Annotated in this window: 13 protein-coding genes; 3 read left to right on the top strand and 10 right to left on the bottom strand. The window is 65.2% G+C overall.

From position 1 onward, the window contains the following. Window positions 1-42: 42 nt before the first annotated feature. Together VVT58_RS12825 and mutS are read right to left on the bottom strand one after the other, a co-directional pair. On the bottom strand, window positions 43-2,802 hold the full coding sequence (locus VVT58_RS12825) for a [protein-PII] uridylyltransferase (RefSeq protein ID WP_327753308.1): 2,760 nt from the start codon (window positions 2,800-2,802) through the stop codon (window positions 43-45). 9 nt (window positions 2,803-2,811) lie between these two features. After that, window positions 2,812-5,463: a DNA mismatch repair protein MutS gene (gene mutS / locus VVT58_RS12820; RefSeq protein ID WP_327753309.1), complete on the bottom strand. Its 2,652-nt coding sequence runs from the start codon at window positions 5,461-5,463 to the stop codon at window positions 2,812-2,814. 284 nt (window positions 5,464-5,747) lie between these two features. Here mutS and VVT58_RS12815 point away from each other — a divergent pair, with 284 nt between their 5' ends. After that, window positions 5,748-8,009, top strand: coding sequence for an NADP-dependent malic enzyme (locus VVT58_RS12815; protein ID WP_327753310.1), 2,262 nt, complete (start codon window positions 5,748-5,750; stop codon window positions 8,007-8,009). A 165-nt stretch (window positions 8,010-8,174) separates the two neighbouring features. Here the strand turns inward: VVT58_RS12815 and cofC are convergent, their stop codons facing one another. Genes cofC through cofE form a run of 3 tightly spaced genes read right to left on the bottom strand, consistent with a single transcriptional unit; the run spans window position 8,175 to window position 10,449 of the window. Beyond that, entirely contained in the window at window positions 8,175-8,753 is a 579-nt protein-coding gene (gene cofC, locus VVT58_RS12810; RefSeq protein WP_327753360.1) for a 2-phospho-L-lactate guanylyltransferase, read from the bottom strand. A 5-nt stretch (window positions 8,754-8,758) separates the two neighbouring features. Further along, a complete protein-coding gene (gene cofD / locus VVT58_RS12805; RefSeq protein WP_327753311.1) occupies window positions 8,759-9,694 on the bottom strand; it encodes a 2-phospho-L-lactate transferase in 936 nt (311 codons plus the stop codon). After that, a complete protein-coding gene (cofE, locus tag VVT58_RS12800) occupies window positions 9,691-10,449 on the bottom strand; it encodes a coenzyme F420-0:L-glutamate ligase (RefSeq protein WP_327753312.1) in 759 nt (252 codons plus the stop codon). The genes cofD and cofE overlap by 4 nt, the downstream gene beginning before the upstream one ends. Before the next feature lie 166 nt (window positions 10,450-10,615). Here cofE and VVT58_RS12795 point away from each other — a divergent pair, with 166 nt between their 5' ends. Continuing rightward, entirely contained in the window at window positions 10,616-11,116 is a 501-nt protein-coding gene (locus VVT58_RS12795; RefSeq protein ID WP_087574114.1) for a flavin reductase family protein, read from the top strand. Window positions 11,117-11,119: 3 nt separating this feature from the next. Here the strand turns inward: VVT58_RS12795 and VVT58_RS12790 are convergent, their stop codons facing one another. The 4 genes from VVT58_RS12790 to VVT58_RS12775 all read right to left on the bottom strand — a co-directional run bounded on the left by VVT58_RS12790 (window position 11,120) and on the right by VVT58_RS12775 (window position 18,555). Next, window positions 11,120-14,857, bottom strand: coding sequence for a cadherin domain-containing protein (locus VVT58_RS12790; RefSeq protein ID WP_327753314.1), 3,738 nt, complete (start codon window positions 14,855-14,857; stop codon window positions 11,120-11,122). Window positions 14,858-15,032: 175 nt separating this feature from the next. Beyond that, window positions 15,033-16,214 carry a glycosyltransferase family 4 protein gene (locus VVT58_RS12785; RefSeq protein ID WP_327753316.1) on the bottom strand — a complete coding sequence of 394 codons (1,182 nt, stop codon included), beginning with the start codon at window positions 16,212-16,214 and terminating at the stop codon, window positions 15,033-15,035. Further along, window positions 16,211-17,545 (bottom strand): pectate lyase, encoded by a 1,335-nt coding sequence (locus VVT58_RS12780; protein WP_327753317.1) that lies wholly within the window; start codon window positions 17,543-17,545, stop codon window positions 16,211-16,213. Before VVT58_RS12780 ends, VVT58_RS12785 begins: the two co-directional genes overlap by 4 nt. Then, window positions 17,542-18,555 (bottom strand): sulfotransferase, encoded by a 1,014-nt coding sequence (locus VVT58_RS12775; RefSeq protein ID WP_327753318.1) that lies wholly within the window; start codon window positions 18,553-18,555, stop codon window positions 17,542-17,544. Before VVT58_RS12775 ends, VVT58_RS12780 begins: the two co-directional genes overlap by 4 nt. A 193-nt stretch (window positions 18,556-18,748) precedes the next feature. Between VVT58_RS12775 and VVT58_RS12770 the strand changes: the two genes are divergently transcribed. Then, on the top strand, window positions 18,749-20,077 hold the full coding sequence (locus VVT58_RS12770; RefSeq protein WP_351999989.1) for an O-antigen ligase family protein: 1,329 nt from the start codon (window positions 18,749-18,751) through the stop codon (window positions 20,075-20,077). A 21-nt stretch (window positions 20,078-20,098) separates the two neighbouring features. On the opposite strand, the gene VVT58_RS12765 is transcribed toward VVT58_RS12770, so the two are convergent. Then, on the bottom strand, window positions 20,099-21,079 hold the full coding sequence (locus VVT58_RS12765) for a 2OG-Fe(II) oxygenase family protein (protein ID WP_327753320.1): 981 nt from the start codon (window positions 21,077-21,079) through the stop codon (window positions 20,099-20,101). Window positions 21,080-21,153: the final 74 nt, after the last annotated feature.

Genomic DNA, 21,153 nt, shown 5'->3' with positions numbered 1-21,153 from the left:
AGTTGAATTTTCGTCATTCCCCTCTTCGCGGGAATGACGATTTTATGCTTTCTCCAGCTCCGCCACTTCGCCACCTGCCGCTTCCAGCAGCCGCCGCTCCAGCGTTTGCAGCCGCGCCTTGCTCTCGATCTTCCCGGCCAGCAGGTCGGTGACGTAGAAGGTGTCGACGGCGCGCTCGCCATAGGTGGCGACATGGGCGCTGTGTACCGTCACCTTCGACTGGAACAGCGCATTGGCCAGGCTGAACAGCAGCGCCGGGCGGTCCCGCGCATTCACTTCGATCACGGTGAAGCGGTTCGACGCCTTGTTGTCGATCAGCACATTGGGCTCGATGCGAAAGGCCTCGGCGCGGGTGCGGGGCAGGGGACGCGCTTCCAGCTTGGTGATCATGCGGTGCCGGTTGGCGAGCGAATCCTCGATCGCCTTGCGGATGCGCACAAGTTGCTCGGGGCTGTGGAACGCGCCGCCCAGCGGGTCCTGCACCAGGAAATTGTCGATCGCGACGCCGTCGCGCGTGGTGTGGATGCGCGCGTCGATGATGTTGCCGCCCGCCAGATGAATGGCGCCCGCAATCCGGTAGAACAGTCCCGGATGGTCGGCGGCATAGACCGTCACCAGCGTCGCGCCGCGCTGCGGATAATATTGCGCGGCGATGGAGAGGGGGGAGTCGCCCGCCTCCAATATATGCTGGGCATTGTGGAACAGGATGTCGTCGGGTTCCGCGATCCAGTAGCTCTCGGGCAGACGCTTGCGCAGTTTCTCGAAATCCGCTTCGGAGAGGCCGAGTGCCTGGCGCAGCGCCTGCTGCTTGACCGTAACCCGTTCGCTGCGGCCCTTTTGCTTGTGGCCAAGGCGCAGCAGCTCTTCGGCGGACTCATAAAGATCGCCCAGCAACTGGCGTTTCCAGCTATTCCAGACGCCGGGGCCCACGGCGCGGATGTCGACCACGGTCAGGCATAGCAGCAGCCTCAACCGCTCCGGACTCTGCACCACCTCGACGAAATCGAGGATGGTCTTGTAATCTGCCAGATCGCGCTTGAAGGCGGTGGCCGACATCAGCAGATGATGCAGCACCAGCCAGGACACGGTTTCCGTCTCCGCCGGGGTCAGGCCCAGGCGTGGGCAGAGATGCTCCGCCACCTCCGCGCCCAACATACTGTGGTCGCCGCCGCGTCCCTTGGCGATGTCGTGCAGCAGCACCGCGACATAGAGGACGCGGCGCGACACCAGCTTGCCCATCAGGTCCGCCGCCAGCGGATGATCCTGGTTCAGCTCGCCCTTTTCGATCCGCGCCAGCAGGCCCACGGCGCGGATCGTATGCTCGTCCACCGTATAGTGGTGATACATGTCGAACTGCATCTGCGCCACGACGCGGCGGAAATCGGGGATGAAACGGCCGAAGACGGTCGACTCGTTCATCCAGCGCAGCACCGTTTCGGGATCGCGCGGAGAGGTCAGCACCTCCATGAAGGCGGCGTTGGCGCGCGGATCGCGGCGCACCTTGGCGGTGATCAGGCTCGCGTCGCGACTGGCGGCGCGCATGGCGCTGGGGTGGATGGCCAGGCCATGCTTGTCGGCCAGTGCGAAGATTTCCAGCAGCCGGACCGGATCATCCTGGAAAAAATGGTCGTTGGGCAACGCCAGCCGCCCGCGATCCAGCACGAAGCCGTCCAGCTTCTTGGGCCGGCGGAAGAAGCTGGGGATATAGCGCCGCCCGCGCTCCGCCATCTGGTCGTCCAGATGGGCGAGGAACACGGCGGTCAGGTCGCCCACCGTCTTCGCGTTCAGGAAATAATAGCGCATGAAGCGCTCCACCCCCGACCGCCCGGCACGCCCGATAAAGTGCATGCGGGTAGCGGTTTCGAGCTGGAGGTCGAAGGTCAGCCGGTCTTCGGCCCGCCCCGTGATCATGTGCAGGTGGCAGCGCACCGCCCAGAGGAAATCCTCGGCCTTCTGGAACTGGCGCAATTCGGTTTCGGTCAGCAGGCCGACATCGACCAGTTCGGAGACCGACTTGACCCGGTTCACATATTTGCCGATCCAGAACAGCGTATGCAGGTCGCGCAGCCCGCCCTTGCCTTCCTTCACATTGGGTTCGACGACATAGCGGCTGTCGCCCATGCGCTTGTGCCGTTCGTCGCGCTCCACCAGCTTTTCAGTCACGAAGGCGCGGGCGGTGCCCTGCATTACATCGGTATCGAAACGGGTGCTGACTTCCTCATAAAGGGCGCGGTCGCCCCAGATGTAGCGGGCCTCCAGCAGCGCGGTGCGCACCGTGAGGTCCGCCTTCGCCATGCGCATGGTTTCGTCGATCGACCGGCTGCTATGGCCGACCTTCAACCCCAAGTCCCACAGCGAATAGAGCATGGATTCGATGACCTGCTCGGTCCAGCCGGTGGGTTTCCAAGGGGTGATGAAGCCGATGTCGACATCGCTGTGCGGCGCCATTTCGCCCCGGCCATAGCCGCCCACCGCGATCAGCACGATCCGCTCGCCGGTGCTGCGATTGCCTGCCGGATAGAGATGGTGCGTGGTGGCGTCGTAAAGCAGCCGCAATATCTGATCGACCAGGAAGGCGAAGGCAGTGACGGCTTCCCGCCCGCGGGTCGGTTTCTGGTTGAGGCGGTGGGCGACATCCTCGCGCCCCGCATCCAGAGCGTCCTTCAATAGCTTCACGATCAGGCCGCGCAGTTTGATCTGATCGCCCCGATGCTCCTGCGCCAGCGTGTTGATGCGGTCGGAAATGGCGCGCCGGTCGATGATCGCCCGCCTGGACCCCAATTTTGGAAACTGCATGACCATAAAGCTAACCTAGTCTTCCTGACCGGCTGCCGCCAGTTGCTTGAGGCGATAGAGTTGATCGAGCGCTTCGCGGGGGGACAGCGCGTCGGCGTCGATCGCCACCAGCGCGGCGCGAAGGGGATCGACCTTCTCCTCGACCTGCGCGGTGGCGGCGGCGAACAGGGGCAGATCGTCCAGCCCCGCCGCGATGCCGCCGGTCTTGGCCTTGCCCGCTTCAAGGCGCGCCAGAACGTCCTTCGCGCGCTTGAGGACGGCAGGCGGCAGTCCCGCCAGCCGCGCTACGGCCAGACCATAGCTCCGATCCGCCGGACCCTCCGCAACCTCGTGCAGCAGCACCAGATCTCCCTTCCACTCCCGCGCCCGGACATGGTGGAGCGAGAGCGAGGACAGGGTTTCCGCCAGCCGCGTCAGCTCATGATAATGGGTCGCGAACAGGCAGCGGCAACGATTGACCTCATGCACCGCCTCGACCACCGCCCAGGCCAGCGCCAGCCCGTCATAGGTGGACGTGCCGCGCCCGACTTCGTCGAGGATGACGAAGCTGCGTTCGGTCGACTGGGCCAGAATGGCTGCGGTTTCGACCATCTCGACCATGAAGGTCGAGCGGCCCTTCGCCAGATTGTCCGATGCGCCGACGCGGCTGAACAGGCGGTCGACCAGGGTCAGGGTCGCGGACTGCGCGGGCACATAGGCGCCTGCCTGCGCAAGGATGACGATGATCGCGTTCTGCCGCAGGAAGGTGGATTTACCGCCCATGTTCGGACCCGTGACCAGCCAGAGCCGGTCACTGGCCACCAGTCGGCAATCATTGGCGACGAAAGGCTGGCCTTCGCGGCGCAGCGCATCCTCGACCACTGGATGGCGGCCGCCGGTGATTTCGAGGCACGGTCCTTCGCCGTCTTCGGGCAGGAAATGGGGCCGTTGCCAGCCGCCTTCGGCCGCACGCTCGGCCAGCGCCGCCGCCACGTCGAGCCGGGCGAGGGCGTCGGCGGCGCGGGCGATCTCCGCCTTGCGGGCGAGGGTTGCTTCGATCAGCTCTTCCAGATACGCGGCTTCGGCCACCAAAGCATGGGCGCCCGCCTGCGCGACGCGGCTCGCCTGTTCGTGCAGGTCGACCGAATTGAAGCGCACCACCCCGGCCAGCGTCTGGCGATGGGTGAAACCGCTGTCGGGCTGCATCAATTGGTCGGCGGCGCGGGCGGGCACCTCGACATGATAGCCCAGTACGCCATTATGCCGGATCTTGAGCGAGGCGATGCCGGTCTGCTCGCGATATTTCGCTTCCAGCGCGGCGATGGCGCGGCGGCCGTCTCCGGCGAGGCGGCGCAGCTCATCCAGCGCCGGGTCATAGCCGTCCGCGATATAGCCGCCATTGGCGGTTTCGGTCGGCGGGCTGGGGACGAGGGCGCGGGACAGGCTGTCGACCAGCGCGCCATGCCCGTCGAGCGCAGGCAGCAATTGCGCCAGCAGCAATGGCTGGTCGGGCAGGCGTCCCAGCCGTTCGCGCAGAAGCCGCGCTTCGCCAAGCCCATCCCGCAACTGACCGAGATCACGCGGACTGCCCCTGCCGATGGCAAGGCGACCCAGAGCGCGACCGATATCCGGCAGGGCGCGCAAAGCCACGCGCAACTGGTCGCGCAGCATGCTATCGTCATGGAACAGTTGCACCAGGCCCAGCCGCGCTTCGATGGCCGCCTGATCCATCAAGGGCGCGGACAGATCCTGCCCCAGCAATCGCGCCCCGGCGCCCGTCACGGTCCGGTCGACCGCGCCCAGCAGGCTGCCCGCCCGCGTGCCGTTCATGGTGGCGGTGATCTCCAGGCTCTCGCGCGTCGCCGCATCGATGGCGACATGCGCGCTGCTGGTCTTGCGCATCGGCGGGGCAAGGAAGGGCAAGGTGCCCTTGCCCGCATGATCGAGATAGCTCAGCAATCCGCCCATGGCCGCCAATTCGGCGCGGCTGAACTGGCCGAATCCGTCCAGCGTGGCGACGCCGAAGATGCGCTTCAGCGCCGCCTCGGCCCGGCTGCTGGAAAAGGCGGCGCGATCGAAGGGGTGGGAATCGGGCAGGTCCAGTTCCACCCCGTCCGGCAACACGATCTCGCTCGGCCGCAGGCGCGCCAGTTCTGCCGCCAGATCGCTGGCCCGCAACGTCAGTGTTTCGAACCGCCCGGTCGAGATATCGGCGGCGGCAAGGCCATATTCCTGCCTATCCTCGCCCCCGACCTGCGCCAGCGTCACCAGCATATTGTCGCGCCGGCTGTCGAGCAGCGTCTCTTCGGTCAGCGTGCCTGCCGTTACATAGCGGACGATGGCGCGGGCCACGAGGGATTTGCTGCCCCGTGCCTTGGCCTGCGCGGGTGTCTCGGTCTGCTCCGCAATGGCGACGCGGTGGCCCGCCTTGATCAGACGTGCAAGATAAGTTTCCGCACTGTGCACTGGCACGCCGCACATCGGGATCGGCACGCCGCCATGCTCGCCCCGGCTGGTGAGCGCAATGTCGAGCGTCGTCGCCGCCGCCTTCGCATCCTCGAAGAACAGCTCGAAAAAGTCGCCCATGCGGTAGAAAAGCAGGCAGTCCTGCGCCTCCGCCTTGAGCGCAAGATATTGCGTCATCATAGGCGTAGCTTGTTGCGTGGATGTGTCGATCGTTCGCGCCATGGGGGAAGCGGATAGCCTGATCCCGCGGCTCAGGCCAGTGGGTGCAGAATACATAGGAAAATTGCGCTTCTCGCACTTGCCCACAAGATATTCTTGCCGCTAGGGCGGTCCAGCATTCAGCCCAAGCGGGCCTGCAAAGCGCGATTTTCTGCGCTTCGGTGCTCACGTACTTGAGTACGCTGCGCTCCGATGCTCGAAAATCACCCTTTTCGGCTCCGCCTGAACTGAATGTCGGACCGCCCTAAGGGCGAGCTTATTGTTCCAAACAAGGGGTGGGTGCAGCCATGACCGACAAGTCGAATGTGGAATTTTCCGAGCGCGAGGCGCTGTTCTTCCACTCGACGGGACGCCCCGGCAAGATCGAGATCATCGCGTCGAAGCCGATGGCGACCCAGCGCGATCTCAGCCTCGCTTATTCGCCCGGCGTCGCGGTGCCGGTGCGCGCCATCGCGGAAGACCCGGCGACCGCCTATGACTATACCGCCAAGGGCAATCTGGTCGCGGTCATCACCAACGGCACGGCGATCCTGGGCATGGGCAATCTGGGCGCGCTGGCGTCCAAGCCGGTGATGGAGGGCAAGGCGGTGCTGTTCAAGCGCTTCGCCGACGTCGACAGCATCGACATCGAACTCAAGACCGAGGATGTCGACAGGTTCATCGACGCGGTCGAGCTGATGGAGCCGACCTTCGGCGGCATCAACCTTGAGGATATCAAGGCGCCCGAATGCTTCATCATCGAACAGACGCTGAAAGAGCGGATGAACATTCCGGTCTTCCATGACGACCAGCACGGCACCGCGATCATCGCGGCGGCGGGCGTCATCAACGCGGCGATGCTGACCGGCCGCGAGATGAAAGACATGAAGGTGGTGGTGAACGGCGCGGGCGCGGCGTCGATTTCCTGCACCGAACTGATCAAGGCGCTGGGCGTGCCGCACGACAATGTCACCATGTGCGACAGCAAGGGCGTGATCTACCAGGGCCGCACCGAAGGCATGAACCAGTGGAAGTCGGCCCATGCGGTGAAGACTGACGCCCGCACGCTGGCCGAAGCGGTGAAGGGCGCCGATGTGTTCCTGGGCCTGTCCGTCGCGGGCGCCATGAGCCAGGACATGGTGAAGTCGATGGCCCACAAGCCGATCATCTTCGCCATGGCCAATCCCGACCCGGAAATCTCGCCGCCCGAAGCGCATGCGGTGCGCCCCGACGCCATCGTCGCCACGGGGCGGTCCGACTATCCCAATCAGGTCAACAATGTGCTGGGCTTCCCCTTCATCTTCCGCGGCGCGCTCGACGTGCGGGCGACCGGGATCAACGAGCCGATGAAGCTCGCGGCCGCCAAGGCGATCGCTAACCTCGCGCGCGAGCAGGTGCCGGAGGAAGTGGCCAAGGCCTATGGCCGCTCGCACAGCTTCGGGCCGGATTACATCATCCCCGCGCCCTTCGACCCGCGCCTAATGGAGGTCGTGCCCTCCGCCGTGGCGCAGGCGGCGATGGAAACCGGCGTCGCGCAAAGGCCGATCGCGGACATGGCCGCCTATCGCCAGTCGCTCAAAGCCCGGCTCAACCCGACCACCTCGGTCCTCACCACCGCCTATGAGGTGGCCAAGTCCAATCCCAAGCGCGTCGTCTTTGCCGAAGCGGAAGAGGAAGTGGTGCTGCGCGCCGCGATCCAGTTCCGGACGCTCGGCTATGGCATCCCCGTGCTGGTCGGCCGCGGCCATGTCTATGACAAGCTCAAGGAACTGGGCGTGCAGGATCCGGAAAGCTTCGAACTGCACAACAGCGTCAACTCGCCGCTGGTGCCGGAAATGGTCGACACGCTCTACAAGCGGTTGCAGCGCCGCGGCTATCTGCGCCGCGATTGCGAGCGGATGGTCAATCGCGACCGCAACATCTTCGGCTCGCTGCTGGTGACGATGGGCCATGCCGATGCGATGATCACCGGCATGACCCGGCCCTTCGCCCAGACCCTGCGCGAGGTGAAGCGGGTGATGGACCCGGCGGCGGGCCGCACACCCTTTGGCATCCATGTGCTGGTGACCAAGGACAAGACGGTGTTCCTGGCCGACACCACGGTCAATGAGCGTCCCTCGGCGCAGGAACTGGCGGATATTGCAGAGGGGACCGTGGCGGTCGCCCGCCGCATGGGCCATGACCCGCGCGTCGCCTTCCTGTCCTATTCCAATTTCGGCAACCCGCCGGGCAGTTTCATTGAAAATATGCGCGACGCGATCAAGCTGCTGGACGAGCGCGATGTCGATTTCGAATATGAAGGCGAAATGACCGTCGATGCGGCGCTCAATCCGACGGTGATGAAGAATTATCCCTTCAGCCGCCTGTCCGGACCCGCCAATGTGCTGGTGATGCCGGGGCTTCAGTCGGCCAATATTTCCGCCAAGCTGCTGCGCGAACTGGGCGGCGCGACCATGATCGGGCCGATGCTGGTCGGCATGGACAAGTCGGTGCAGATCGCCACCATGGCATCCAATGCGTCGGAATTGCTGACTCTGGCGGTGCTGGCTTCGGCGGGCGTCGCGGTCTGACGCGCGTGTGTCAGGCTGTGAGGGTTTGCCCGGAGGTGGCTAGGAGCGGACGTTGATAATATCGTCATCCCAGCGAAAGCTGGGATCTCGTGAGGCTAGGTTGTACGCTATCGCCTGAGATCCCAGCGTTCGCTGGGATGACGGAAATGACGCCCACCTTCCACCCTAAGTCGCACGCCATTTCCAGTCAGCCAGATCGCCCGGCTGGTCGATGTCGAAACCCAGACCCTGCCGGACGATTGCCGAGAAAGGCAGATCAAGCCGTTCCGCTTCTGCCCGATGCGCCGCGAAGCTGCCTTCGCCATAATGGAACCGGAAGTCGGCCGCTTTGGGCAACGGCAATGACAGCGCATTGGTCCCCTGCCCGTGAAGATCGGGCGCGGCCGCAATGCCGGAAACATCCAGTAGCGCGGCGACATCTTCAGCCTCCACCAGCGGCAAATCGGCCGAGAGGAACAGCAGCCGTTCGATTCCCGCGGCCAGCGCCGCATCGCGGGCGCTCGCCAGAGCGGGGTTGAGGCCGCCGCCCGGATCATCGAGCAGGCCGACCGTCTCAGGCAATCCATGGCGCGAAGGCCCAAGCAGCCGCAGCCGCTCCATCCCGACCAGCTCCGCCGCAGCTTCCACCGTCCGGTGCAGCATCTCCGCCACCAGATCGCGCCGCCCCGCTTCGTCGAGCACAGGCGTCAGCCGCGTCTTGCAGGCGGCGGGCGCCTTGACCGGAATGACGATCCAGCAGTTCATCGTCTTCAACCGGCGATCCGCGCTGCCAGATCCAGCGCCGCCTGCGCCACCCTGGCGCGGTCGTCCAGCGTCTTCATCAGCGTGTCGGTGACGGCATGAGGAATGTCCAGGCCTTCGCCCCCGTCGCGGACGTCGACCAGCAGCCCGTCGATGATGCCGTCATAATGGGAGGCAATGGCCCGGTTGGTGACGGCGAGGCCCAGTTCGCCCATCAGCTTGGCCGTCGGTCCCTTGACCGCCTGCCCACCGACGATCGGGGAAACGGCGACGACGGGCGCGCTCGCCGCTCCCAGCGCTTCGCTGATGCCCGGCACCGCCAATATCGGGTCGACGCTCAGCCAGGGATTGGACGGCGCGATCAGGATGGCGCGGGTTTCGGGATCATTGATCGCCTCGATCACGCCGGGGGCAGGGCGCGCGCGCTCCGCACCCTCGAAGCGGATCGCCTGAACCGCAGGCGCACAGCGCTGCTCGACGAAATAGCGCTGGAATGGAAGATCGCCCGCATCGGTCGAGACATAAGTGGCGACGGAATCGTCGCTCATCGGCAGTATCTTGAGGCTGAGATTCCAAGCAGCCGCGAAATGAGCCGTCACGGCGCTCAACGTCTCGCCCGACGCCAGCATATGCGATCGCAGCACATGCAGCGCCATGTCGCCATCGCCCAGCAGGAACCAGTCTTCCCCGCCCAGCGCTTTGAGCGCGTCCATGAAGCTCCACGTCTCGCCCTCCCGGCCCCAGCCCTGCGCGGCATTGGCTTTGCCCGACAGGGTGTAGAGCAGCGTGTCGATATCGGGGGAGATCGCCAGGCCCAGATGCCGGAAATCGTCGGCGGTGTTGACGATGGCGGTGATATTTGACGGCGGGCAGAGCTGCATCAGCCCCAGGACCAGCTTGGCGCCGCCTACACCGCCTGTCAGAACGACAATGCGGCCGCTCACCGGAACAAATCCTCTTCCAGCGGGCGGACCAGCGCTCCCGCGCCTGCATCGCCGGTGGGCAGAGCCAAACCGCGCAGCAACGCCGCCGGCACGCTTTCCGCGCCTTCGCCCGTCACCAGAGTCGCGGCGGTGGCGATCTGGTCGGCCAGCGCGATCTGCGTCACCTCCAGCCGCCGCCCGTCGCGATCCTCTTCGCCGCGCCGGTCGACCAACGCAGGCAATCCTGCCGCGCCGATCGCGACGCCCACCACGCCATGGCGCCAGGGCCGCCCGAAACTGTCCGAAATGACGATGCCGATCCCGGCCGCCTCAGGCCCAGCCAGCACATTCAGCAGGCTGCGCGCCGACCGGTCCGGATCGAGCGGCAGCAGCAACGCCCGCTCCTCCTCGCCCGGCCCGATATTCGACCGGTCGATGCCGCTGTTCGCCATCACATGGCCCAGCCGATGACGGGTGATCAGCACATGGGGCACCGCCCGCACCACCGTGCTGCTTTCGCGCAGCACCAGTTCGACCAGCCGGGGATCCTTGCGCGTGGTCGCGGCCAGTTCCAGCGCTTCCTGTCCCGGCTCGATGGTGGCCAGATCGACCATCCGCCCTTCCGCCTTGGACAGGATCTTTTGCGTCACGACCAGCACATCGCCGGTCTTCAGCGGCCACAGGCCCGCCCTTGTCAGACTCTCGCGCAGCAATGCCGCCAGATCGTCGCCGGTCCGAATTTCAGGAATGTCGCCCAGGGGATGAATCGCAATCATGCCGTGCTGTAGCGTGCAATGGCCTGTTAAGGTAGCACCCCGATTTCCCGGAAAGGGAAACTCATGAGCTTATCAGCGGGATTTGCTTGCCATATCGCGCGAAGTCGAGAAAAGGGACAATGATGAAGACCAGAGACTATGCCTTTCCCCTTCAAGGCGCGCGCGCATGAGCGAGGCGGGCACTTTTGACAGCGGCACCTTCCGCCGCGTGCTGGGCCATTATCCCACCGGAGTGTGCGTGGTGACGGCGGTCGAGGACAGTCAGGCGCCGACCGGCATGGTCGTCGGCTCCTTCACCTCGGTTTCGCTCGATCCGCCGCTGGTGGCCTTTTTCCCCGCGAAAAATTCTCAGAGCTGGCCGCGGATCGAAAAAGTCGGGAAATTCTGCGTCAACATCCTCGCCAGCGACCAGAAACCGCTCTGCCAGCAATTTTCGGTCAAGGGCGGGGAGGACAAATTCGCAGGCGTGACGCATCGCGTCTCGGCCAATGGCTCCCCGATCCTGGACGGGGTGGTGGCCTGGATCGATTGCCAGCTCGAAGCCGTGCATGAGGCGGGCGACCATTATATCGTGCTGGGCCGGGTGATCGCGCTGGAGGTGGAAACGCCCGGCAAGCCGCTGCTTTTCTTCCAGGGCGGCTATGGCGAGTTCGCTCATCTGGGCTGACGGTCAGAAGAAGCTGATCGAATCCACCCCCGCCAATGTGTTGACGCCGACCAGCAGAACGCTCTGTTCGAACGCCCCGTCGCCATTGGCGTCGTAGAAGATCCAGCCGTCGGCCGTCCCCGCGACGAAGGTCACATGATTGACCCCGGCGGTCGGGTTGGCGGCCGCCAGCGCATCGCTGAAATTATTGGTGAGGATCGTTCTTTCGGCATAGTCGGCGGCGGGCAGGCTGCCGTTCAGGAAATCGAGGTCGATGCGGTCGCCCTCGCTGGCCCTGAAGTCGGTGATGCGGTCATAGCTCGCGCTGTTGAGCGTCGTGTCGCCGCGGTTGAAGATGAACATGTCCGCCTCGGTCCCGCCGGTGAGCGTATCTTTGCCCGCGCCGCCGATCAGCATGTCGCTGCCCGCGCCGCCCTTCAGCGTGTCGCCTGCCGCGCCGCCGTCCAGCAGGTCGTTGCCTGATCCGCCGTCCAGACTGTCCTGCCCATCCTCGCCATAGAGCCGGTCGTCGCCGCCATTGCCCAGCATGGTGTCGTTGCCCAGGCCGCCCCAAAGGCCGTTATGGCCGCCATTGCCGGTGATGCTGTTGGCCAGCTCATTGCCGATGCCGTCGATATTGTCGCCGCCGGTCAGCACCAGCTTCTCGATCTCGGCCGCTAGCTTGTAGCTGACCGACGCATTGACTTGGTCGGTGCCTTCGCCCGCCAGTTCGAAGATCGCATCGTCATTGGCGCTGTTGCCGTCGTCGGACCAGCTATCGACGATATAGCTGTCATTGCCTAGCCCCCCGGTCATGCTGTCGGCGCCCGTGCCACCGTCCAGATAATCGTCGCCCGCGCCGCCGATCAGCACATCATTGCCGTCGCCGCCGAACAGATTGTCATTGTCATCCCCGCCGTCCAGCATGTCGCCGCCGCCCATGCCGTAGAGGATGTCCGCGCCTAGCCCGCCTGAAAGCAGGTTCGCCGCGTCATTGCCGGTGATGCTGTTGGCCAGCTCATTGCCAAAGCCATTGATCGCCGCCGCGCCGGTCAGCGTCAGCTTCTCGACATTGGCGGCCAGGCGATAGCTGACCGAGGCATAGACAAGATCGCTGCCGCCGCCCGCCAGCTCGATCACCTGATCGTCATTCCCGGCAAAGCCGTCGTCCGAAAAGATGTCGACGGTGAAAATGTCGTTGCCCGCGCCGCCGTCCATATAATCGGCGCCGGCGCCGCCATCGATCGTGTCGTTGCCGGCAAGGCCGTAGATCGTGTCGTTGAGCGCGGTCGTCTGATAGGCGAGCACGGTCGTCGTCGGGCTGATGAGGTTGTTGCCCGAGGAGCCGGTGATCGTCTTGCCGCCTTCCGCGACGTCGGTGATGATGATGGAGAGCGACTGGTCGGCGACATGGCTGCCGTCGGTCGCGCGCACCGTCACCTGATAGACGCCGTCGCCATCGGCATCGAGCCGGTTTTCATAATCGGGCGGATTGATGAAGGACAGCGCACCTGTCACCGCGTCTATGGCGAACAGCGCCGCGTCCGCTCCGCCCGATATGGCAAAGCCGGGCATCGTGCCGTCGGCGTCGGTGGCGGCCACGACCGTCACGGCACCGGCATTTTCCGCCATGCCGATCGCCGCCGAAGCGCCGCCGCCATTGGAGGTGATGACCGGCGCATTGTCGTTGAGGTTGGTGACGGTGATCGCCAGCGTCTGCGCGACGCTGTTGGCGCCGTCGCTGGCGCTGACGATCACATTGTAGATGCGGTCGCCATCGCCGTCATCGGGCGCTTCATAATCGGGCGCTGTCTTGAAGCTCAGCGCGCCGGTCGTCGCGTCGATGGTGAAAAGCGCCGCGTCCACTCCGCCGCTGATGCTGTAGCTGGGTGCGGTTCCATCGGCATCGCTGGCCTGCACCGTGGCGGCAAGCAGGCTGTTTTCCGTCATCGACAAGGCCGCCGAAGCCGCCCCGCCATAGGAGGTCAGCACCGGCGCATTGTCGTTGAGATTGGCGACCGTGACGGCCAGCATCTGCTGGTCGCTGTTGCTGCCGTCGCTGGCCTGTACGATCAGGTCATAGACATTATTGTGATCGGCGTCGGCGGGCGATTCATAATCGGGCGCTGTCTTGAAGACGAGAGCGCCGGTCGCCGCATCGATGGTGAACAGCGCTGCATCCGCTCCGCCGATTATGGCATAGCTGATCGACGGCCCGTCCGCGTCCGTCGCCGTCACGCTGGTAACGGCGATCGCATTCTCATTGACCGCGATCGCCGCTGAAGCCCCGCCGCCATTGGAGGTGATGATCGGCGCAAAGCCGTCCGGCACGTCGCGCACCGTCACGGACAGCGTCTGCGTGTCGACCCCGCCATTGCCGTCATTGGCGGCAACGATCAGTTGATAGACATTGTCGCCATCGGCATCGACGGGACTTTCGAAATTGGGCGGGGCGATGAAGCGCAGCTCGCCCGTCACGGCATCGATGGCGAACAGGGCGGCATCGTCGCCGCCGACGATGGAGAATCCGACCGTCTGCCCCGCATCGGGATCGGTCGCGGTGACGATGGTGACCGCCGTGCCATTCTCATCCATGGCCAGCGCCGCGCTCGCGCCGCCTCCATTGGAGGTTATGACCGGCGGGGCGTTCAATGCCGTCGATGGGCTCGTCATGTCCGCGAACTGGAAATATTCGACATTGCGGATCGTCTTACTGCCCTCGGGCGATCCGGCGCGCTGGTCGACCGCGATGAAGCTGCCGTCGGTCTGCAGCGTGAAGGCATAGTCGATCCGGTTGCCGGAAAAGACGATGGTGTCGATGTCGGCGCTGCCGTCGATCACATCATTGCCCGCGCCCGCGAGGATCGTGTCGTTGCCCGCGCCGCCATGCATATAGTCGTTGCCGTCGCCGCCATGGAGCAGATCGTCGCCCGTGCCGCCATAGAGCTCGTCATTGCCCGCGCCGCCATAGAGCGCATCGTTGCCGGCATCGCCGTTCAGCATGTCGTTGCTGTTGGTGTCGGCATCGTCGCCATAGAGCGTGTCATTGCCGGTCCCGCCCGACAGATTGTCGCCCCCGGCCTGACCGTAGAGGATGTCGTCATCATCGCCGCCAGTCATCTTGTCGCTGCCGCGGCCGCCATAGAGGATGTCGTTGCCGGTGCCGCCGTCGATATTGTCGTCCCCGGCGATGCCGTTGAAGCCCAGATCGTCGCCATAGAGCAGGTCGTCGCCCGCCCCGCCGGAGATGGTGTCGCTGCCGCGCCAGCCGAAGATGATGTCGTTGCCGCCATCGCCCTGCAGATTGTCCTTGCCCGCGCCGCCGATGATGACGTCATTGCCCAGCCCCGCCTGGACCAGCACGTCTTTGGCATAATCGATGCCGCCCGCGCCGTGCGCGGTCAGGTCTATGATGTCGTCGCCGTCGCCCAGCCAGAACTGCTCGATATTGTCGAAGCTGCCGAAGCCGCCGGCAATCACCCCATTATTGTAGAAGATCGCGTCGGACAGGTTGGACCCGTAGATGACATCCGTGCCGCTGCCGCCCATCAGCATGTCCATGGAAATCTGGATATTCGTCGCGGTCAGTTGATAGACCGTGCCGCTGCCGGTGAGGATCGCGGAGTTCCAGACGAGCTGCGCCAACACCGCATCGGGGCGCACCATGTCCAGATTGGCGAGTCGGGTGAAAGCGAAGAACTGGTCCTTTTCGCTGCCCGCCATGATGGTCTGGCTGCCCACCACATTGAAAAAATTCGCCATGCTCGCCCCCTGTCCAGCGTCCTCATGAAAGGTCGCAAAGCTGTAGCTTCAAATGGGGCGGGCGCGGTGGGGGCATAGGGATAAGGCTTACTCCATCGGGAGTGCGCCGATGGGTGTAGGGGCGTTCATCCGGTTTTGAATCGTGTTCCTGCCTTCGCAGGAACACGGCGACACTTTATTGCTCCTTAGCACACGGTCGCAACGCTTCGTAGATCGCGCTGACCTTCGTAGCATGGGCAGCCTCGCTGAAGCGGCTGCGTGCATCGGCCTGCGCCGCCAGCGCCATCGGACGGGTGTCACCCAGACCTTCGCAGGCCCGCGCCAGAGCTTCCGCGTCGTCGGGTTCGACCAATATGCCGAGTCCCCCCTCCAGCGCTTCGATATTGCCGCCGGAGCGTGCCGCAACGATGGGCGTGCCGACCAGCATCGCCTCCACCAGCGTCCGCCCGAACGGTTCCCCCACGGCGGGCACGACGAGTTGGTCGCAGGCGGCGATCCAGAAGGGGCCGGGCGTGCGATAGCCCATCAGCTTCACCTGATCCCCGACGCCTTTTTCCGCAGTCCGCCTGCGCAGGGCCACATCCATGACGGGCAGGCGTGCCTCCCCGAACATCAGGCCCATGACGGGACGCCCACTCAACCCCTTCAGCCGCGCGATCATGTCGACGAACAGCAAGGGCCGCTTCCGGGGCACGAAGGCGCCGAAATAGCCCAGCAGCAGCGTGTCGGGCGATACCCCCAATTCGCGGATCAGCGCGTCGCGGGCCTTGGCCCGGTCGACCTCCAGGCTGGTGTCGAACGGGCTGTGCACCACCGACGCCCGGTCCCGCGCCGACCAGAGACCCTTGTGCGGCAGCGCGAAGGACGACACCGCCAGAACGCGACTAGCGAGCGCGGGCGCGAGGAGGCGCAGGCCCAGCGCCCCAGGATCGCCGCGATGGTGCCAGACCAGTTTCGCGCCCGCCATCCGCGCCGCCAGCGCCCAATTGGCGCTACTCCGCCCGTCATTGACATGGACGATGTCGATCCGGTTGCGCCGCAGGAAGCGCGCCCGTGGCAGCAACCCGGCCAGCGTCCGCCCGAACTTGCGCAGGGTGAAGGCCTCGCCCGGCACGAACAGGCCATGGGCAGCGGGATCGTCCAACTGCTCATGCCTGGCGAAGAAATTGGCGATCATGCCGCCGGGGACTTCGGTGACGATGATCGGCCGGTAGAGCGCCGGGTCGAGATGCTCCATCAGCCCGCGCACCGAAATATGGCTGCCGCCGATACTGTCCCCGGAAAAGGGAAAGCAGATGCGCAGACGCTTGTCCCCCGCCGCGTCGGCAGAGGTAAGCCGGGGCAAAGGCGCGTTCATCCCGCCCTCCCGTCCATCAGATCGCGCGAGCGCTGGTCGAGGAACTGGTCGAGATTGGTCACGCCATCCCGATCCCCATCGCCCCAGGGATCTGCCTTGCGCGGATCGGCGCCATGCTGCGCTTCCCAACGGTCGTCCATGCCGTCGCCATCCGCGTCGGCATAGGGCGTTCCGGGCGCGGGCTCCTCGATGATGCCGGGCTGCTTGACGATATGCCCTTTGCGCTCGCGCACCTGATGGGCGATCCGCCGGTCGAACGGATCGCGGGGGAAGGCGCCGGCGTCGCTCAGCACCGCCTCATAGGCGGCGTCCGCCGGAGCCGCTGCGATGGTGGCGGGGCAGGGGGGCTTGTCCACCTCCGCCTCCTTGAGCAGCGGGGAGAGATGCACGAAATCCCCATAGAAGCGATTGTCGGCTAGATAGACCCTGGCGATCCCCTTCGATCCCATGACGTTGCGCGCCACGCCGACCGTGTCGGGCCGGGTATTTTTCCCCGCGATGAAGCTGTTGCCGATCAGCGAGACGGGCACGCCGCCGAAACTCTCCCAGATCTCGGCAAATTCCGACTGGCCGTTATAGAGGATGTTGTTGATCACCTCCGCGCAGGAGCCGGGCGGGAAATTCAGGTCCGGATTGCGGTCGCCATTATGGGCGCAGATATTGCCGATGAAGCTCAGATGCTGCGGCCCCTTGGGATCGCTCGCCAGCAGCGCGCATTTGTCGTGGCGCGGAATCCCTTCGGCAAAGATGCTGTTGCTGATGGTGATCCAGTCATTGTCGCCATAGCCGTTGATCAGTTCGTCCCGCGCCCAGCTTGCGCTCACATGATCGATGATGACCTGGCGGCTATTCTCGATGGTGAAGCTGTCCTCCGAACCGCGATGGGTGCCGATGCGGTCGTTGCGCACGCGGATATGGCGGATGACGATGTCGTGGCTGTTCTTGATCAGGATTGGCGTGCGCCCTTCCTCGCCGCCCGCATGGGCGATGACGATGCCGCCGCCCGGCGCCGTCTGCCCGGCTATGGTGAGATAGGGGTTGGCGATCACCGGCGGCCGGGTGGCGAAGCGAATCACCCCGCTCACCCGAAACACGCACACACGCGGCCCCGAAGCGTCGATGCAGGCGCGCAAGGAACCCGGCCCGCTGTCCGCCAGCGTATCGACGGCGATGATCCGTCCGCCGCGCCCGCCCTTCGCCGCCGCGCCATAGCCGACCGCGCCCGGAAAGGCCGGCTGGCCCTCCACCGGCTGCGCCCGCGATTCGCTGCCCGCGCCCGAACAGCCCGCCATCACGACGGGCAGCAGGACTCCTATCAAAAGCCGCCTCATGACGCGTCCCCGCTGCGCAGCGCATAGCCGTAGCGCCGCAGCAAAGGCCCGCACAAAAAGGCGAAAAGCCGCTGCTTCCAACCCGGCATTTCCCGTTTCCACTTGTCGTCGCCCCGGATGGTGAGCGATTTCTGCATCCGGTGACGGCTGCCCGCGACCTGATGCTGCGGTTCGAAGGGAGCAAGGTCGGCGGCGGGCAGATGCGGCGTTTCCCCGACCAGCGCCACGATCCGCCCGATCTCCCCACGCGGATCGTCCACGAAATCCTCATATCGCACGCGAATGCTGCGCCCCGGCCCGACCCGGCGGCACAGCCATTCCGCCGCCAGATTCACCATCGACCATCGCAGCGCCGTGTAGAGCAGCGGTTTGGGCCGCAATTCCCGCTGCACGCCCTTTTCGACGCTCTGCCTGTGCCCCTTCATCAGCGACCATGCGACGCCGCGCCCGTCGCGCACCACATGCACGACATGCAGGTCGATCCCCGGCATCGCCGCCAGCGCAAAGGCCCGCCCCGGCAGCTTCGAGGAATCCACAAGGATCGGCCGCCCCGATACCATCGCCATGCCGCGCAGCAATTTCACCGTCCGGCGTCGGTGATCCCGCCATCCCGGCAGCCTGAACAGCCGCCCCGGCGCGACCAGCGCCTCGGTCCATTCCTGCGTCCGGCGATAGCCCGCCAGAAAGCCCTCCGGCTCGCCCTGCGTCCAGCGCGCCATGATCGCCTTCCACTCCGGGCAATCCCGCACCCGCGCTCCGCAGGCGCAATATTCGTCCTTGTCCCACACATGCCGCGCCAGGGTCGTCACCTCGCCCGCGCCCATGATCGCCGGATGCTCGCCCAGCGCGATGTCGATCAGCGTCGTGCCGCTCCGCCCATAGCCCGCGACATAGATCAGCTTGACCGCGGCCCGTTCCGCGGTGCGGGATGCGGCTTCGACGGTCGGCTCCGTCCTCAAGGGCGTTTCGGCATCGCGCAGGGGCAGGATCGCATCCGTCACCAAGGTCATCCTTGTCGCACGAAGCGCCCTGCCGGTCCGGCGGCGCTCAGGCGCACTTATCCCGTCAGTCCCCCACGCATTTCAACGGATCACAAGGCTGATCCGCCGGCAAATTCGGATAGTCCTGCTGGCTGGAATCGTCCCTCGCCCTGCTCCGAAGGGCGTTTGCGCGCCGCCCGCGCCGGGGGCAGCCTTTCGCCCCGTGACGACTCTCGCCAGCCCTGCCCCCCATGCCCCTTCAGCGAGGGCCATTTGGCCCGATATCCTGGCCCATGAGCAGATCTGGGACAGGATCGCCCGCTACTGCTTGCTTATTGCGATTTTCCTCAGCGGCTGGGGTCTGTTGCGGGTTGGGCAGATCAACCTCACCTTTTCCGATTTCTTCTTCCTGATCAGCTTCGCCATTTCCGGCCTGCGCGGGCGGCTTAGCGTCACGCCGTTCCGCTCGCTCACCCCCTTCTGGCTTGCGGGCCTGGTCATGATGCTAGGCGGGCTGTTCGTCGGATCGGTGTTCAACGGCGATCCCCTGCGCTGGGTGAACATCGCCCTGCAATATACGGTGGCTTTCCTCTTCATCCCGATCCTGCTGATGCAGCAGGAGGAAAAGATGGTCCGCATCGCCCCGCTGATCTTCATGCTGGGCATCACCTGTTCGGAAGTCATCGGCATCGCCGCCAGCTTCTTCCTCAGCTTCCACGACACGCTGCACTGGCTGGGCGACGGCTTCATCACCGGCAATGGCCGCCTCGGCTCCATGGCGGGCCAGCCCAATCCCAACGGCGCGGTCGTCGCCTTTTCGCTGCCCATGCTGCTCTATTCGATGCGCCACCGGCTGATCGGTAGCTTTGGCGGTTTCGCCTGCCTGATCCTGCTGCTCTGGGGTCTGATGCTCAGCGCCTCCTTCACCGGCTTCGCCGCTTCGCTGCTGGCGATCTTCACGACGCTGATGCTGATGGGCGTGCGCTATATATTCCGTCTCGGCCTTGTCGCGGGCGTGGCCGCCGGCCTGTTCCTCGCCAGCGGCGCCCCCTTGCCCAAGGCTTTTCAGGAACGCGTCGGCAATGCAGTGGAAAGCGGCGATATCGGGCAGGCCGGCACCTTCATCAACCGGTCCCAGCTTATCGAGGAAGCCTGGGGCTTTGCCGAGGACAACACGATCATCGGCATGGGCGTCGACCGCTATCGCGAACTGTCCGCCTATGACAATCCGGTGCACAATCTCTTCCTGTTGATTTGGAACGAAGGCGGGGCCATCGCCTTTTGCGGCCTCATCATCCTGCTGGCGCTCATCTGCCTGCTGGCGGCGAACGGCCTGCGCATCAGCCGCGACAAGGGCGCGATGGCGGCGGCGGTGGTGCTGGTGTTCCTGATCTACACCCTATCCTATCCGCACATGTATTCGCGCATGTGGGTGATGCCGGTCATGGTCGCGCTGGCCGCCACCTATGCGCAGCGCCGCCCGGTCCAGTCCGACGCCGCCCGGCTGATCTATGCCAGGCCCGTGGGACCGCAGCCTTTGCCGGAATTTTAGGGGCGATCCGATAATCCTTGGTCAAACCGACCCGATCAGCAACGTCACATTGTCCGTGCGCGGATTGCCTGCTTGCCCCGGTTCATCCCTTTCCACATGCAGCACGCGATGCAGCACATGCCGCACGCCATAAGCCTGCGTCGCCATGCTGCCCGGAAAGACCGCCAGCGTCGCGCGGTCGATCGGCAGGTCGACCCATTGCCCATCGGCAAAGACCTGGGTCAGCATCCGGTCCCGCTGACCACAAAGCGCGGAAAAATAGCGATAGTCGAAATGCGCCCCTTCGATCAGCCTTTGCCCCGGCGCGATGTCCCGGCTGCGGTCGCGGCGCAGCGCCATGCGGTTGATGCCTCGCAGCAGGCGTCCGATGAGGGGCATGTCAGCGAGCAGCCCGTAAAGATCGGACAGCCCGCGCGGGCTGAGCATCCCCGCCGCCTGCCACCGCCTTTCGTCCAGCGCGCAGCCCGCCCGTCCCCATCGCCCCAGCGAATTGCGGGCCAAAGCGTCCAGCCGGTCGAAATCGCCCATGCTCTCCTGATATTTCAGCCGCTGCACCACGATCTGGAAATCTCTGGACGGCGCGCCTTCGGGCGCCAGCGCCGTCATCAGCCGCCGGCCGATGGCCCAGCATTGGTCCAGCACTGCCTGACGGGGGGTATAATGGTGACTGCCCTGCACGAAATAGGCGGGGCAAACGGCAATATGACCCTCCCGCTCGTCCCGCGACAACGCCATTTTCCGCGCAATATAACCGTGCCGTCCCGGCTGGAAATAAAAGAGGTCGCCCAGGCTGGCGGTGATGTCGCCGCTGCCATGATAGTTGCGCGCAATGTCGATCAGCGGCGCTTCCCATGGCATCTGCTCGGCCGAATCCTCCAGCAGCCCGCGCCACAGCTCGGCCACGATCTCCGGACAGCGCACCAGCACCGCCGCATGGCCCGCGCCGAACAGCCGGGCCAGCGAACCCGGCTCCAGATCCTGATATGCCAGTTCCGCTATCATCCGCGCTCCCCTGTGCGGAGCGTTCTTATCCTCGATCAAGTCCGGCACAATGGCGCGGAATAGGCGATCCGGAA

It is taken from the genome of Sphingobium sp. SJ10-10 (assembly GCF_036038995.2).
GTDB lineage: Bacteria > Pseudomonadota > Alphaproteobacteria > Sphingomonadales > Sphingomonadaceae > Sphingobium.
The sequence above is the reverse complement of the archived record's forward strand: the minus strand, read 5'-3'. Positions and strand labels throughout refer to the sequence as shown.

Coding starts and splice junctions, on each gene's coding strand:
- VVT58_RS12825 (WP_327753308.1), bottom strand. CDS start 2,802: ATGGTCATGCAGTTTCCAAAATTGGGGTCCAGGCGGGCGATCATCGAC.
- mutS (WP_327753309.1), bottom strand. CDS start 5,463: ATGGCGCGAACGATCGACACATCCACGCAACAAGCTACGCCTATGATG.
- VVT58_RS12815 (WP_327753310.1), top strand. CDS start 5,748: ATGACCGACAAGTCGAATGTGGAATTTTCCGAGCGCGAGGCGCTGTTC.
- cofC (WP_327753360.1), bottom strand. CDS start 8,753: ATGAACTGCTGGATCGTCATTCCGGTCAAGGCGCCCGCCGCCTGCAAG.
- cofE (WP_327753312.1), bottom strand. CDS start 10,449: ATGATTGCGATTCATCCCCTGGGCGACATTCCTGAAATTCGGACCGGC.
- VVT58_RS12795 (WP_087574114.1), top strand. CDS start 10,616: ATGAGCGAGGCGGGCACTTTTGACAGCGGCACCTTCCGCCGCGTGCTG.
- VVT58_RS12790 (WP_327753314.1), bottom strand. CDS start 14,857: ATGGCGAATTTTTTCAATGTGGTGGGCAGCCAGACCATCATGGCGGGC.
- VVT58_RS12785 (WP_327753316.1), bottom strand. CDS start 16,214: ATGAACGCGCCTTTGCCCCGGCTTACCTCTGCCGACGCGGCGGGGGAC.
- VVT58_RS12780 (WP_327753317.1), bottom strand. CDS start 17,545: ATGAGGCGGCTTTTGATAGGAGTCCTGCTGCCCGTCGTGATGGCGGGC.
- VVT58_RS12775 (WP_327753318.1), bottom strand. CDS start 18,555: ATGACCTTGGTGACGGATGCGATCCTGCCCCTGCGCGATGCCGAAACG.
- VVT58_RS12765 (WP_327753320.1), bottom strand. CDS start 21,079: ATGATAGCGGAACTGGCATATCAGGATCTGGAGCCGGGTTCGCTGGCC.